The 13,370-nt window shown below is 47.2% G+C and carries 18 protein-coding genes; 10 read left to right on the plus strand and 8 right to left on the minus strand.

Translation table 11 applies throughout. From position 1 onward, the window contains the following. Positions 1–11 precede the first annotated feature (11 nt). From Q9R36_RS22550 to Q9R36_RS22560, 3 genes are read right to left on the minus strand one after another with little or no spacing between them, the layout of a single operon-like run. A complete protein-coding gene (locus Q9R36_RS22550; protein WP_101547829.1) occupies positions 12–206 on the minus strand; it encodes a hypothetical protein in 195 nt (64 codons plus the stop codon). A gap of 20 nt (positions 207–226) precedes the next feature. Further along, on the minus strand, positions 227–1,195 hold the full coding sequence (locus Q9R36_RS22555) for a bile acid:sodium symporter family protein (RefSeq protein WP_311225889.1): 969 nt from the start codon (positions 1,193–1,195) through the stop codon (positions 227–229). Between the two features lie 46 nt (positions 1,196–1,241). After that, entirely contained in the window at positions 1,242–1,832 is a 591-nt protein-coding gene (locus Q9R36_RS22560; protein ID WP_224897406.1) for a DUF1836 domain-containing protein, read from the minus strand. A 144-nt stretch (positions 1,833–1,976) separates the two neighbouring features. On the opposite strand from Q9R36_RS22560, the gene trhA reads away from it, so the two are divergent. The 6 genes from trhA to Q9R36_RS22590 all read left to right on the plus strand — a co-directional run bounded on the left by trhA (position 1,977) and on the right by Q9R36_RS22590 (position 5,313). Further along, the gene (trhA, locus tag Q9R36_RS22565; RefSeq protein WP_224897408.1) at positions 1,977–2,624 is read left to right on the plus strand and encodes a PAQR family membrane homeostasis protein TrhA; all 648 of its coding nucleotides are present in this window, start codon (positions 1,977–1,979) and stop codon (positions 2,622–2,624) included. A gap of 120 nt (positions 2,625–2,744) precedes the next feature. Further along, positions 2,745–3,014 (plus strand): spore germination protein, encoded by a 270-nt coding sequence (locus Q9R36_RS22570; protein WP_224897409.1) that lies wholly within the window; start codon positions 2,745–2,747, stop codon positions 3,012–3,014. A 42-nt stretch (positions 3,015–3,056) separates the two neighbouring features. After that, positions 3,057–3,512, plus strand: coding sequence for an Hsp20/alpha crystallin family protein (locus tag Q9R36_RS22575; RefSeq protein ID WP_311225890.1), 456 nt, complete (start codon positions 3,057–3,059; stop codon positions 3,510–3,512). Positions 3,513–3,706: 194 nt separating this feature from the next. After that, the gene (locus Q9R36_RS22580) at positions 3,707–3,955 is read left to right on the plus strand and encodes a spore germination protein (protein WP_224897413.1); all 249 of its coding nucleotides are present in this window, start codon (positions 3,707–3,709) and stop codon (positions 3,953–3,955) included. A 17-nt stretch (positions 3,956–3,972) separates the two neighbouring features. Further along, positions 3,973–4,215: a spore germination protein gene (locus Q9R36_RS22585; protein WP_224897415.1), complete on the plus strand. Its 243-nt coding sequence runs from the start codon at positions 3,973–3,975 to the stop codon at positions 4,213–4,215. 126 nt (positions 4,216–4,341) lie between these two features. Continuing rightward, on the plus strand, positions 4,342–5,313 hold the full coding sequence (locus tag Q9R36_RS22590; RefSeq protein ID WP_311225891.1) for a DMT family transporter: 972 nt from the start codon (positions 4,342–4,344) through the stop codon (positions 5,311–5,313). A 21-nt stretch (positions 5,314–5,334) separates the two neighbouring features. Here the strand turns inward: Q9R36_RS22590 and Q9R36_RS22595 are convergent, their stop codons facing one another. Further along, the gene (locus Q9R36_RS22595; protein ID WP_311225892.1) at positions 5,335–6,117 is read right to left on the minus strand and encodes a YqcI/YcgG family protein; all 783 of its coding nucleotides are present in this window, start codon (positions 6,115–6,117) and stop codon (positions 5,335–5,337) included. A 157-nt stretch (positions 6,118–6,274) separates the two neighbouring features. On the opposite strand from Q9R36_RS22595, the gene Q9R36_RS22600 reads away from it, so the two are divergent. The 3 genes from Q9R36_RS22600 to Q9R36_RS22610 are packed head-to-tail and all read left to right on the plus strand — an operon-like array spanning position 6,275 to position 8,886. Then, the gene (locus Q9R36_RS22600; protein ID WP_311225893.1) at positions 6,275–7,711 is read left to right on the plus strand and encodes a PQQ-dependent sugar dehydrogenase; all 1,437 of its coding nucleotides are present in this window, start codon (positions 6,275–6,277) and stop codon (positions 7,709–7,711) included. 14 nt (positions 7,712–7,725) lie between these two features. Further along, a complete protein-coding gene (locus Q9R36_RS22605) occupies positions 7,726–8,277 on the plus strand; it encodes a hypothetical protein (RefSeq protein WP_311225894.1) in 552 nt (183 codons plus the stop codon). A gap of 39 nt (positions 8,278–8,316) precedes the next feature. Continuing rightward, complete coding sequence (locus tag Q9R36_RS22610) at positions 8,317–8,886, plus strand: hypothetical protein (protein ID WP_311225895.1); 570 nt, start codon at positions 8,317–8,319, stop codon at positions 8,884–8,886. Between the two features lie 13 nt (positions 8,887–8,899). Here the strand turns inward: Q9R36_RS22610 and Q9R36_RS22615 are convergent, their stop codons facing one another. Continuing rightward, complete coding sequence (locus Q9R36_RS22615; protein ID WP_224897427.1) at positions 8,900–9,376, minus strand: RrF2 family transcriptional regulator; 477 nt, start codon at positions 9,374–9,376, stop codon at positions 8,900–8,902. A gap of 171 nt (positions 9,377–9,547) precedes the next feature. Here Q9R36_RS22615 and hmpA point away from each other — a divergent pair, with 171 nt between their 5' ends. After that, positions 9,548–10,762: an NO-inducible flavohemoprotein gene (hmpA, locus tag Q9R36_RS22620; RefSeq protein ID WP_311225896.1), complete on the plus strand. Its 1,215-nt coding sequence runs from the start codon at positions 9,548–9,550 to the stop codon at positions 10,760–10,762. A 442-nt stretch (positions 10,763–11,204) separates the two neighbouring features. Here the strand turns inward: hmpA and Q9R36_RS22625 are convergent, their stop codons facing one another. From Q9R36_RS22625 to cobA, 3 genes are read right to left on the minus strand one after another with little or no spacing between them, the layout of a single operon-like run. Further along, complete coding sequence (locus Q9R36_RS22625) at positions 11,205–11,846, minus strand: precorrin-2 dehydrogenase/sirohydrochlorin ferrochelatase family protein (RefSeq protein WP_311225897.1); 642 nt, start codon at positions 11,844–11,846, stop codon at positions 11,205–11,207. Beyond that, a complete protein-coding gene (locus Q9R36_RS22630; RefSeq protein WP_311225898.1) occupies positions 11,827–12,576 on the minus strand; it encodes a sirohydrochlorin chelatase in 750 nt (249 codons plus the stop codon). The genes Q9R36_RS22625 and Q9R36_RS22630 overlap by 20 nt, the downstream gene beginning before the upstream one ends. Before the next feature lie 12 nt (positions 12,577–12,588). After that, positions 12,589–13,368 carry a uroporphyrinogen-III C-methyltransferase gene (cobA, locus tag Q9R36_RS22635; protein WP_257991154.1) on the minus strand — a complete coding sequence of 260 codons (780 nt, stop codon included), beginning with the start codon at positions 13,366–13,368 and terminating at the stop codon, positions 12,589–12,591. Positions 13,369–13,370 lie beyond the last annotated feature (2 nt).

Raw genomic sequence — 13,370 nt, forward strand, 5'->3', positions numbered from 1 at the left:
TGCCTTTCTGACTAATTGTTTCTTTTAAAGAAGTTCGAGGCCGCTATAAGGAGGATTCCTCCTATAATAACAGGTATGGACAGATTGCTTACAGCGGCTGGCACATCCCCGATATCAAGAAGCGGATTGACGGCAAAACCAGCTGCAAAAAGGGCCATACCCAGGAAATATAGTGTCTTGCCTGTTTTCGAAAGGCGGTTGATCATTATTATTTGCCTCCTTTATATTAAACGGCTTTGGTAACCGGCATCTCCCTCTGTTGGTGATTCATGCGGTTAAGGAGGCTGCCGGCCGAAGCAGCCAGAATTTGCTGAAACAGCATGCCCATGATGACCGGGACTGCGACCGGGGCCGGAAAATAGGCGATGGCCAGCACGGCACCTGCACTGATATTTCTCATCCCGCTGTTGTAGGTGAGCGAAATGATGCCAGCTGTTTCTTCTTTCATGACCCTCCCTGCGAGAAAACCTAGAAGGTAAGCAGTGATAGACAGGATAAGTACAGCAGCTGCTATTCCCCATAGCTTGCTCGAAAGTGTCTTAAGATAGGGGGCAATGGCTGAACTGTTGATGGCGACCACCACACCGATGCCAATTTTAGAAAAAGGTGATAAGTACGGATTCAATTTTTTAGGTGCTGCGCCTTTCGACAGCTGATTGGCTGCCATTCCCGCAATGGACGGCACCACAATCATCCAAATCAGCCCTCCCATCATATCGGCTGCATTCATCTCTACCGATGCCCCTGCAAAGAGATGCAGAATGAATGGCACTGCAAACGGGGCGATCATAGTGTCGACAAGGATGATGCATAAAGTCAAGAAGGTCTTGCCTTTATTAAGCGCCACCCAGACAAGGCTGGTGATGCCGGTTGGAATAACAAAGGAAAGGATCAGCCCTGTCCTCGTATAGGCATCTTCCGGAAAAAAAAGCCTGCCTGTGCCATATGCCGCAGCGGGCATCACCAGATGAAGGAGCACCAGGCAGATGATGATCGGAAGCGGGTGCAAAATGACCTTCTTCAAATCGCTGAAGCTTGAGCCGAGGCTTCCGGAAAAAGTCATGAAAGCAAATAGCCATGGCACGATAAAGACGAGATTATGAAGCTGATCTGCAAATGTGATGCCGAGAAGAACAGCCAGCGGTGTCATGAACGGCATAAATTTCTGTAAAAATCGGTTTAGATTATCCAGCATTGTTTCTCCTCCGGCCTTTGTGGTTTAAAAAGAAGGTGAACGGGTATTACCCTTTTGGGGCTGGAGGATTTCCGCCTAGTTCATCGATCAGCCTTTCAGCTGTCCTTCTATACATATTGCCCATATGGACGAGCGAGAGGATCAGGAGGATCTGTTCAAGCTCGCTGCTGCCTGCTTCCAGCTCTTCTGCCTGTTCGCGTGCCAGGCGGCCGCGGAGCGGGACATCTTCTTTAAAGCCGGCCAGATTCTGTTCTGCCAGCTGGAGATAGCTGCTGTAAAACTCCTCGATCCGGAGATTGCCTTTCAATGCCTTATTATTCGCCCCATCCAGGGTCAGTTTGATATCCTGGATGGACAGGGACCCTTTAAGCTGATAGATGAGGCTGATCATCATGAGCTGTTCACGGGAATATTTTTTATTTTTAACCGGGGTGAACAGCTTTCCTTTGGCATAATTGTTGATCATCGTTTTGGTGAGGACCTTTTCCCCTTCATTGCGGGTGGCTGAACCAAATGTGTTCTCAAAAAGCTGGATCACCTGATCCATATACAAATCGATGCCTGGAAGCTCTTCAGGCAAAAGCTGCCTTTCAAAGCCAAGGGATTCGATCAGTTCTGTCATATTGTTTTTATCCATAGTGTTTTACCCTCTAGCTTTCTATGTAGTGCGCTTCCTTTATTTTACCATAAGTGCGAACTATTTGTTGACGGGAAGGGATAATCGTTATATTATGATAAGTAGTTATCAATACTACGTACCGTTATGTAAGGGGGAATTGTCTTGAATTCTTATATCCGCGAGCCAATCAACGGGCTCACACATCTTGCTGGCGCCATCCTGTCGTTCATCGGCCTGCTGGCAATGGTCATCAAAGCCTCGATGGTAACTTCATCTGCCGTCGCAATCGCATCATCAATTGCTTTCGGCGTCAGCATGATCCTTCTGTATTCTGCTTCTGCCACGTATCATATGGTGATTGCAAAGGATAGGGTAATCGCTTTCCTGCGCAGGCTTGACCACTCAATGATTTTCGTTTTGATTGCCGGATCTTATACTCCCTTCTGCCTTGTGAGCCTGAATGGCACTACAGGCTGGGTCATTTTTTCCATTGTCACCCTTGTAGCCGTCTGCGGCGTCATTTTCAAAATGGTGTGGTTCAATTGCCCAAGATGGCTTTCAACTGTCCTGTATATTGCGATGGGCTGGATCATTGTATTGGCTTTCTCACCGCTTTCAGATGCAATGTCCTTCCACGGAGTGTTCCTTCTGTTGCTTGGTGGAATCTTCTACACGGTCGGCGGCATCATCTATGCAGTCAAACCCAGATTCCTGGAGTTCAAACATATGGGCTTCCACGAAATCTTCCATGTATTCATCATGATGGGCAGCATGGCCCACTTCCTCAGTGTTTATCTTTATGTGCTGTAACCGAAGCTGAACGGATTACCCGTCAGCTTTTTTTGTGGGCAAAAGGCCCTTGGTGCGTGATAGGAACCCATAAAGCTGTTACGCATATAGTAAAGGAAACAATAACCGAGGAGAGGTTCTATGCCTTTAATTATTAATATGTACTGCATGAAGGTGAATAGCATCTCGGGCAATGGCTCTGTCACCGTTGGAGAAGCCACTCACAACAGCCACTCAAGCAAATCGAAGTCCCAGGGAATTACGTCATCCTATGGCGATACGTCCCCTGTAGAAGCCTTTATGGAAAATATATATATTGATCCGGATGTAAATGACCAGACAGATATCGGCACTTCTGATAACGCCTATGTTGGGGCACGTGCAGGCGGGCCGCCGCCTTCCCTCTATTAGTTGCATGATCCACTGGATTTAATGGATTGAAGGAGGTTTCCCATGAACATTGATAAAATGACGAAATGGCTTGAACTGACCAATAAATATCAAAAAAATGATTTCTGGCAAAATATTTTTGATCAGGAAAAGCCATTGGCCGAAGCAGTAGATGATGATATTGAAACAGAGCAGGCATTTGTCCCGCTGCACGATATTTACCAAAATGAGAGCCACATCTGTGTTCTGGTCGAAGCTCCAGGCGTCAGCAAAAAAGATATTAAGATCTCGCTCCAATCACGGTCAAAACTCTGCCTGAAGGGCTATATCCATCCCCCCTACCCTTCAGAAATGCTTTTAAGCAAAGAAAGGCATTACGGTGAATTCCTGAGGGAGATTCCGCTCCCTGAGCCGGCTGAAGCCAAAGATATACAGGTGAAATTTTCTGATGGCCTCATTTATGTTTTTTACCCTAGAGTGGCAGAATCGATTGTTATCTATGATGAAAGCGGCCATTAATACGCCCTATAAGAAAAAGTGTTTAGGAGCCTGTCCGTAAATCAGGTCCAGTTGCCGTCATTTCTACCAGGGATCTCTGTACATTTATTTATATAAAGATGGCTATCCAATCCTGTTGCGCCGCTGCAGCCTTAACTCACCTATATGGAACTATTGCATATAGATAGCAATAAAAGTGATAAAGGAGAATTGAGTTGGCAAATAATTATGTTTTCGGTCAAGTTGTTGTAAATGGAGTCATTCAAAATGGGAATATTGATATTGGCAATAACCTTCAGAACAGTCATACTGCTAACTCCAAATATGTTGGTGCCTGCTTTGCCATCGGAGATTGTACGACTGTAAATGGATCGGGAATTAATGCGGTGCAAGACCCGGATATTTCTGACCAGGGCCAGATTGATAATCCTTCTGATCCTCAGGCAGTGTCCATTTCAAAATAGGAAAGGAGCCGTTCAATATGCCTTATGCAATCAATATCTTTAATATAAAGACAAATGGAGTCACACAAAACGGAAACCTGGATATTGGCCCCACGGTCCATAACTCCCATACCGCCAATTCGAAAATGGTAGGAGTCTGCTTTACCCTTGGTGATATCTCTTGCGCCAATTCCCTTGGGGTAAGCAATTATATTGATCCGGATGTAAGCGACCAGGATCAGATTGCAAACCCATCAGCACCAATATCAAATCAATTATAGAATTTCTGAAGCTTCTTTGTAATCAAGGGGCTTTTTTTTGTGTGACAGGATGAACCGATTTACACTTCTACCCATTTGACTTATAATTGGTTAAAATATTCAGAAAACAGGAAGTGTTCGACGTCAATGAAAGAAATTATGATAGGCATTCTCGCATCCTTATTTTTTGCGGTCACCTTCATCCTCAACAGAACAATGGAGCTTGCAGGGGGAAGCTGGCTTTGGAGCTCTTCCTTAAGATTTATTTTCATGGTTCCTTTTCTTGTCGTCATTGTAGCTTTGCGTGGAAATGGGAAGCAGCTATTGGCAGAAATGAAAAAACATCCTTTCTGGTGGCTGTTGTGGAGCTTTTTTGGATTCGTCCTTTTTTATGCCCCGATCACATACGCGGCTAGCTATGGACCCGGCTGGCTTGTTGCCGGCTCCTGGCAGCTGACGATAGTGGCCGGCACCCTTCTTGCCCCTTTGTTTACTTCTGGAGGCATTGATGGAAAAAGAAATAAAATTCCCTTTAGGGCCCTTTGCTTTTCGCTTATCATTCTGGCAGGAGTCATCCTTATCCAGCTTCAAAAAGCAGACGCTTTGTCTCCCGCTGAAATGGCTGCAGGGATCCTGCCTGTAGTGGTGGCTGCCTTTGCTTATCCGCTCGGAAACCGGAAAATGATGGAGCTTTGCGGTGGCAGGCTTGATACCTTCCAAAGAGTGCTGGGGATGACAATCGCCAGCCTCCCTTTCTGGCTCATTATCGCAGCTGCAGGCTACGCAAATGCCGGCCTTCCTTCCTCAAGCCAGCTCTTGCAGATCTTCATTGTCGCCATTTCATCCGGTGTCATAGCGACAACCTTGTTTTTCATTGCAACTGACCGCGCGCGCCATGACCAGTCAAGGCTCGCCGCAGTGGAGGCGACACAGTCGACACAGGTGCTGTTTGTGATGGCAGGTGAAGTTCTCCTATTTTCGGTTCAGGCACCTGACACCCTTTCTTCTGCAGGACTGCTGGTAATTGTAATCGGAATGGTGCTGCACAGCCGGTTCTCGCAATCCAAAGCTAAACCCTCAATGGCAATTCCGGCTGCACCTGTTAATAAACAGGCTTGAAATTACAAAGGACGAGACATTTCAATTGTCTCGTCCTTTTTCCATGCCCAAAAATTCTTTGCTTTTATTCTCTGCAAGCATCCGGTGGAAAGGACATTTGCTAAGTGCACTGTCATCGTCCCTCAGGAAATATTGCTGCCACTCATAATTATTCTCGCTTCCATAACTGTTTAAATGGGGATGGGCCCCGATACTGTCGTAAGCTTCCAGCCGGTCGCGTATTTTGCTTTTTACCTTTGCAGCACGTTCGGGGGCCGAATTGAACTCTTCCAGCACCCAGCGCGGTGTGATTGCCAGCATGAAATAAGGAAAATATCTGCTTTGCCTGTTTACGTGCGCAGGTGTGGCGCAATACATGAAATACTGTTCACCATGGCTGCAGAACTCCCAAAGCGGATCGTGCGGGTCCTCTGGTATATGCGCTGGCCATTTTTCCCTGTCCCTCCCGGCTAAAAGATTCAACTGCTGCCAGAAAAGTTCTTCAAACTCCTCCACCGTTCCATGCTCCGCCAGCTGTTCATTTGTTTCAAAAAAGACAATGAGCGAAGTATAGCTGCCAAAGCTCCTTGAAACTGCTGTATACTCCCTCATCATTTCTGCCAATTCGCCTGCTGAAGAAATACTCCGCGGATCTCCGGCAAATCCATAGCGAAGCTGCTGAAGGGCATATCCCTGGGTCGCCGGGATACATGGGAATCGATGTTTTTTATTGCCCAGCTTTGACTGGAATGCCCTTAGTGCATCTTCTTCCCAGCAGTCAGTTTTTTTCAAGCCGGATATGTCGCTGATTAAATGCATGATCATCCCTGCCTCCTGTTTGCTCTTTCATCATATTCAGGATGGTCTGTAAATGGGTTTGTACAGCAAAAAACCGGGCTCATACGCCGGCAAATTGAATACCCTTTTTCCTGTAGGACTATACTGATAAGGTTTTTTACTAACTAAAATCAAGGAGATCATAATGGAACATATCGCTTACACCCACTCTACCGAAAAAGTTTTGAAGCTCCCTATAACTGCACGGCCACTGGTGAATCCCGATGATGTCTGGGTCCCTGAAGGGTACAAAGTGGAAGTGGCCGCTGCCGGCCTGTCCTTTCCGACCGGGATGGGATTTGCGGAGGACGGCACCCTTTACATATTAGAAGGAGGAAGCACCTGGCCGACAAGGCCTGCCCTCCCGCCAAGGATTTTAAGCCTGGATCCTGATGGGATGCTCGAGGTTTTTGCGATTGAGACATTGGGCGGACCGCGCGGAGTCGTCTGCAGGGACGGCAAACTTTATGTTTCCTGTAAAGGCGGCTATCTCGCCCGGATAGTGGCATATGACAGAAAAACGAAGGAGCGCACTGTCCTTCATGAAAAAATACCGAGCGGCGGCTGGCATGAACCTGGGGGACCCGTTTTTGGGCCGCATGACGGGTTATTGTATTTTGCCAATGGATCAGTTTCCCAAAACGGCGTCTGCCTCCCTGCAGGCTTTACGGTCGATCTGGCAAAACATCCTGAAGCCCATGATGTTCCCGGAGCGGATATTACCTTGACAGGGCATAATGTCACATCCCGAAACCCTCTCATGCCCTTCCCTTTCTTAACAGAGACAGGCGCTTTCAAGCCATTCGGAACACCAGCGCAGAAAGGAGAAAAAGTCAAAGGGGAATTATGGTGCTCAACGGGCCTCTGGAGATCCAAACCGGATGGAAGTGAACCAGAATTGCTGGCCTGGGGACTCAGAAACCCATATGGACTGGCTTTCAGTGAAGATGGCGAATTATATGCTTCAGATAACTGCCTGGAGGAAAAAGGCGAACGGTCGATCGCCGGAGACCCTGATAGAATCTGGCACATCCGCAATGCCAAAACAAAGCATGGATCAGTAAAAACGCCGGACTGGTACGGTTTTCCAGACTGCCGGGCAGATGGCGTGCCTGTATGGGATGAACGCTGCAAGCCGGCAAAAGGGAAAGCAGCTGAGCAGCTGATTGAGAATCCACCTGAATGGGCCGGCCCTCCGGTTTACCTGGAGAAGCCTCATTCGGCTATGACAAAATTGGAGTTTTGCACTTCCGATTTCTTCGGTCACCGCGGGAAGCTGTTTGTAACAGAATGGGGTACCTATGCTCCCCTCAACACCCCGCACGAGAAAGACCTGAATAACGGATTCAGGGTGGCGATGGTTGATGTTAAAACAGGAACTTCTGAGGTATTCCTCCGCAACCGGGCCCCGGGAGCTGCTTCCTATTCAGGCACAGGCGGAATTGAAAGGCCGGTTGACTGCAAATTTCACCCGGACGGAAAAAGCTTGTATGTACTTGATTTCGGCTACTCCCCTGTGACAAAAGGATACATCCAGGCATATGGCCATACGGGAGTTTTATGGAAAATTACAAAGGAATGAACGGAGGGAACGATATGCGGGAACATAAAGCCATTCTTATTGAGCTGGGTGAAGATTATATTGAAATGCAGAAGAATGAAATGGAAAAATGGTTTGAACATATCCTCACAGCCCAAACCGCTCTTGAGGTTATGCTGGCAAAAGCAGTGCCCTCTATCCGGGAGCCACATATCAGGGAAGCCATTGAAAAAATACACAGGTCGCAGCTGCATCATGCAGAAAATGCGGAAAATCTTTTTCGCTTTATCGGCCGCACAGCCGATGACCGTAAAGACCGGATTCTCGGCACGGTGATCGGCAAAGTGGAGGAAGCTTTACTGTCTTTTCAGGACTTCCTCGCTGGTGCAAAAGGATCATGGCAATCCTTGCATCACCTCCTCCTGTTAAACCAGCAGGCAATGGGCGCTTTTGCCGTTGGCGAACAGCTCGGCCTTTCAGTCGGGAGCAGGGAAGTTGCTGACGCCTGTTTCCTGATTGTCCATGATAAAACGATGCACCAGCTGCTGCTGCAGGAATATATGCTGGAAATGGCTCCCATCTCAATTTTATATAAAGAACAGGTATAATCCCGCACAGTAGCGCATTGCCTATAAGGGGGTGGAAAAATGATCAGAAAATGGTTTTTGGGATTATCAGCGGCAGAGGAGATGTCCCGTCATTCTAATACGGTCAAAATGGTGATGGGTGCGATCCTGGGAGGCTTGACGGCAATATTTCAATCAGCCGGGCTTTTTGGCGGTGCAGGCTATGCGCTCAGCATCCTGACCACATGGCCAATCATTATAGCCTGCTTTCTATCAGTGCGGATCGGCCTGCTTACATATTTGCTCACAATTATGATGCTTGCTGTCCTCCAGCCTTCTGAACTTTTCGTATTCCCATTTACCACCGGCTTGCTTGGCATCAGCATCGGCATTGCCCTTAATAGGCTGAAACGGCCTCTGGCTGCCATCTTATTTGGGGGTGCATCCCTGACAGCCGGCATCTTATTCCTTTTGTATGTGATTGGTTTTCCGATACTTGGCCCTTCCCTTTCAGGATACTCCGCATTGCTGACGGGCGGACCCATATTCCTGTTTGGCCTTGCCTACAGCAGCATATGGCTCTGGCTATCCCTCGCCACAATGAAGGCGCTCAACCGGACAGTTCGGAAGAAATCACCGGAGATGACATGAAAAAGGCTGCCGTTTAAGGCAGCCTTTGAACATGGACTTCATCTTGTCCTTCTTCAGTTTTGCGGGCAAAATATTCTTTCAGCATGGCTTTGTTTTCAACAATATCTTCAAGTGTATACTGATCCAGCACCTTTAAAAAACTTTCAAGCGCGTGATTTAAAATATGCTTCAAGGAACAGACAGGTGTAATCACACAATTATTGTTATGGTCAAAGCATTCAACAAGATAAAAATCTTCCTCTGTCTTCCGGACTATTTCCCCGATATTTATATCGGCCGGGCTTTTTGCGAGCCTGAAACCCCCGTTGCGACCTCGGACAGTTTGGATATAGCCCATTTTCCCAAGATTATAAATGATTTTCATTAAATGGTTTTTTGAAATATCGTAAGCTTCAGCTATTTCCTTTATGTTGACGAGCTTGTCATTTTGATGTGAAGCGAGATATATTAATACTCTTATTGAATAATCCGAATAGGTTGTCAGCCTCATGATTTTCCCTCACATTCTGTTCTTTCCCCATCTTATCACAATTGTGAACAAATCTTAAACTTTGCTGTTCTGCTCTTTAAAAGATGTATTTGAAATATTGCTTTTTAGTTATCCGGCTACTAAAATAAAGATGTATTTAAAATACTACTTAAGCAAAGAAGGGATTCAGCAATGCTATCTCAAAAGACCATTGACACTATCGTATCAACCGTTCCTGTATTGGAAGTAAAAGGAACGGAAATAACAACCGTCTTCTACCGAAACTTATTCTCAAGTCATCCGGAATTATTGAATATCTTTAATCATGCCAACCAGCAAAGGGGCAGACAACAGACTGCACTTGCCAATACCATTCTGGCAGCAGCGGTTTATATCGATAAGCTTGAAGTCATTATCCCTGCAGTGAAGCAAATAGCCCACAAGCACAGAAGCCTTGGGGTCAAGCCTGAACATTATCCTATTGTAGGAGAACATCTTTTGGGAGCAATCAAAGAAGTGCTAGGCGATGCGGCAACTGATGAGATCATCGGAGCATGGGCAGATGCCTATGGCGTAATTGCCGATGCCTTTATCGGAATCGAGAAGGAAATGTATGAAGAAGCAGCCAGCCAGCCTGCAGGGTGGATTGATTTCAAGGAGTTTACAGTCACTGATAAAGTGAAAGAAAGCGATGTTATTACCAGCTTCTACTTAAAGCCGTCAGACGGTTCAACTGTACCGTCCTTCTTGCCTGGACAGTATATCACCTTACGCATTGGCATTCCTGGTGAAGAATATCTGATGAACAGGCAGTACAGTCTTTCAGCAGCACCTGGCAAAGATTATTTCCGGATTTCTGTCAAACGGGAAGCAGAAAGAAATACACCTGAAGGCAAGGTCTCCAATTATCTTCATGATGCTGTTGAAACAGGCAGCATTATAGAAGTGACGGCCCCAGCCGGTGACTTTGTACTTGCAGCTGATGCTGATGAACCGGTTGTGTTCCTTAGCGGCGGTGTCGGAATCACTCCTTTCATGAGCATGATCAATTCTATTGCTGAGCGAAACCCGCGACGCAAGGTAGATTTTATCCATGCCTCCAGAAGCAGCAGCCACCAGCCGTTCAAAGAGGAACTGTCCTCAGTTGAAGCTAAACTTGAAAACAGCACGCTTCTGTATGTATACGAAAAAGCTCAGGACACTGACCGCCAGGATGCCCGCTTTGCTAAAGAAGGCTATATAGATGCGGACTTCCTCCGCGAAATCCTGATGGATGGTGCACACTATTATGTATGCGGGCCAGTTCCGTTCCTTCGTGCCATTGTCAAAGGATTAAAAGAACTTAATGTAGAAGAATCCCAGATTCACTTTGAATTCTTCGGACCGGCTTTGAATCTGGAAGAATAGGAATTTATGACAAAAAAGAAGCTGGCGGTCCTTTATGGGTTCGTCAGCTTCTTTTTTGTAGTGTTTGGGAACAGGTGTGGTGTGGCTTGGTTGATCTCCGGGTGAAAATGTTAATGTGCGGCTGTTTTGGTGATTTTCAGGTGAATTAAGGCCGTTATCGTCGGCAGTTAAAGCAATGCAGGAATTTTATTGAGTTTTCAGCCGGGAATGCTGGCTGCCTGGCATGGCTGGCCCTTAGGAGCAGCGGCCTATTTCTGTTTTTTTATCAAATTGCTGGTTATTTCAATCATATGCGGGATTATTTTAATCAATTCGCCCGATAATTTAATCAAACTGCCAATTATTCTACCATTTCAACAAAAACAGGTGCATAAGGCGGTTCCGATAAATACCTTGCACAAACCCTGATGCCTAAAACGATCTCGCCGACCTTAGTACAGCATCACCATACCACTTCACTATCTTCCCTCACACTTTCCGCCATCCTCCTTATTTCCGCCGCCTTTTCCTCCTGCTTGCTCTCGCTCGATCTGTATTCATCCTCCAGCAGGCTCCAAAGCAGCCGGTCTTTTTCTTCGGCGGGAAGATCCAGACTCTTTATTGCCAACCGGCATTTCCCAAGGAATTCTGTATACACCGACCATGTCTCGTCAAAGAGGACCTCTAATTCTTTTTTCAGCTTCCGTGTCAGCTTGGGGCTGGTGCCGCCTGAAGTCACAGCGATCTGAAGACCGCCCCTCCGGACTCTTGCAGGGAAAGTGACATTGCCGGTTTCAAATTCGTCAACTACACAGACGAGCTGATTGGCCGGAAGACCCTTCTGCAGCTCATCATTGGCACTCCGGTCATTTGTGGCCAGTATTGCAAGAAAGGCATCAGCGAAATCTGCAGCCTCCGCCTTACGTTCAATAAGAGCATACCCTTTACTATCAGCCATCAATAAAGCTTCCCCCGAAAATGAAGGGGCAATGAAAGTGATGTCAGCCCCCTCCCCGTCAAGGACACGAGCTTTCCTGGCCGCAATCCTGCCGCCTCCGGCAATGACGACTTTTTTCCCTCTTAGATCAATGAACAGGGGCTGCATCTCGCTCCTCCTTCCCTGCTGCACGGGCAATGACGATTTCCTCTATTGCAGAATGCCTGCTCAATGAGCCGGTATGTATGATCTGCATGCCCTGCTTTTTCCTTTTCCTTACCGCGTTCTCAATTTCACTAAGAAGGAGCCCGCCGAATAATAAATAAGGAACTGCTATGATTCTTCCCCGGCTATCGGCACAAACACCCTCAAGCCCTTCATCGATAGTTGGAGAAGCCGCAGCCAGAAAACAAACCTTCACCATGGCACCAGTTTTATCAGCGACGCCACTTCTTATCTCTTCAAACGCTTCAATGATAGAAGGATCACTGCTCCCCCTCCCAACAAGCAAAACAGAATCCTCTTTGGAAAGCACCATTGCTTCCTGAAATATCAAATCACATACTGCATCAATAATCGTCTGCTGGACACCAAAGGGATCGGCCACTTCAACAGGTATTTCAGGGAAATTATTTTTTAACTCTTTCAGAATATCCGGGATATCTTTTTTTATATGCCCCGCTGATAAAAGAAAGATCGGAACCACCCTGATGGAGGAGGCCCCCCGGCGAATACATTTTTCGTAAGCTTCGCCAATCGACGGTTCTGCAAGCTCCAAAAAGCTGATTTCCTGGATCCGTGAAGAAGATTTGCTGATAATCCTATTCAAAAAGTCCCTTGCCTCCTGTGCCCCCTTTTTCGAGCGGGTGCCATGCCCTATATATAGGATCGCTTCCATGTTCCTCCTCCTTTATATTCCCTGGATGACCGGGAGCTGGGGTGCAATTTCTTCTTCAAACCAATGAAGCTTTTTGTGCAGCTTGACGACTTCCCCGATAACAATCATGCTTGGGTTGCTGATGCCGGACCGTTCAACAAGCGGCACAATTGTCTCAAGTGTCCCAGCTACAGTCTGCTGGCCAGAAAGCGTGCCCCAGTGCACGAGGGCAATGGGCGTATCCTTTTCCTTTCCGTTTTCGAGGAGCTTGGCAACGATATTAGAAAGATGTGATACTCCCATATACACACAGATGGTGTCTACTGCCCTGGCGAGATGGGCCCATTGATGCTCTGCTTCCATGTCTCCAGCCTGATGGCCTGTCACAAAGGCGAAGCTTTTGCTGAGGGTGCGGTGCGTGACAGGGATCCCTGCGTAGGCGGCGGCCCCGATGCCAGCCGTTATCCCGGGAACTATTTCAAAGGGGATGTCATTATTGGCGCATTCCTCCGCCTCTTCCCCTCCACGGCCGAACACGAAGGGATCTCCGCCTTTCAATCTGACAACATTCAGTCCCTTTTTGGCAAATTTCACAAGGAACCGGCTGATTGTTTCCTGTTTCATTGTATGATAATGGGGGAGCTTGCCGCAGTAAATCAGCTGGGCGCCTTCTTTCGCGTGCTCAAGCAGCTCCGGATTCACCAGCCGGTCATAAAGGATGACATCCGCTCCCTGGATGCAGCGAAGACCCTTAACGGTAATCAGCTCGGCTTCCCCCGGACCTGCCCCGACCAAATATACTTTTCCTGGCATCA

It is taken from the genome of Bacillus sp. AG4(2022) (assembly GCF_031844465.1).
Lineage (GTDB): Bacteria > Bacillota > Bacilli > Bacillales > Cytobacillaceae > Bacillus_AB > Bacillus_AB infantis.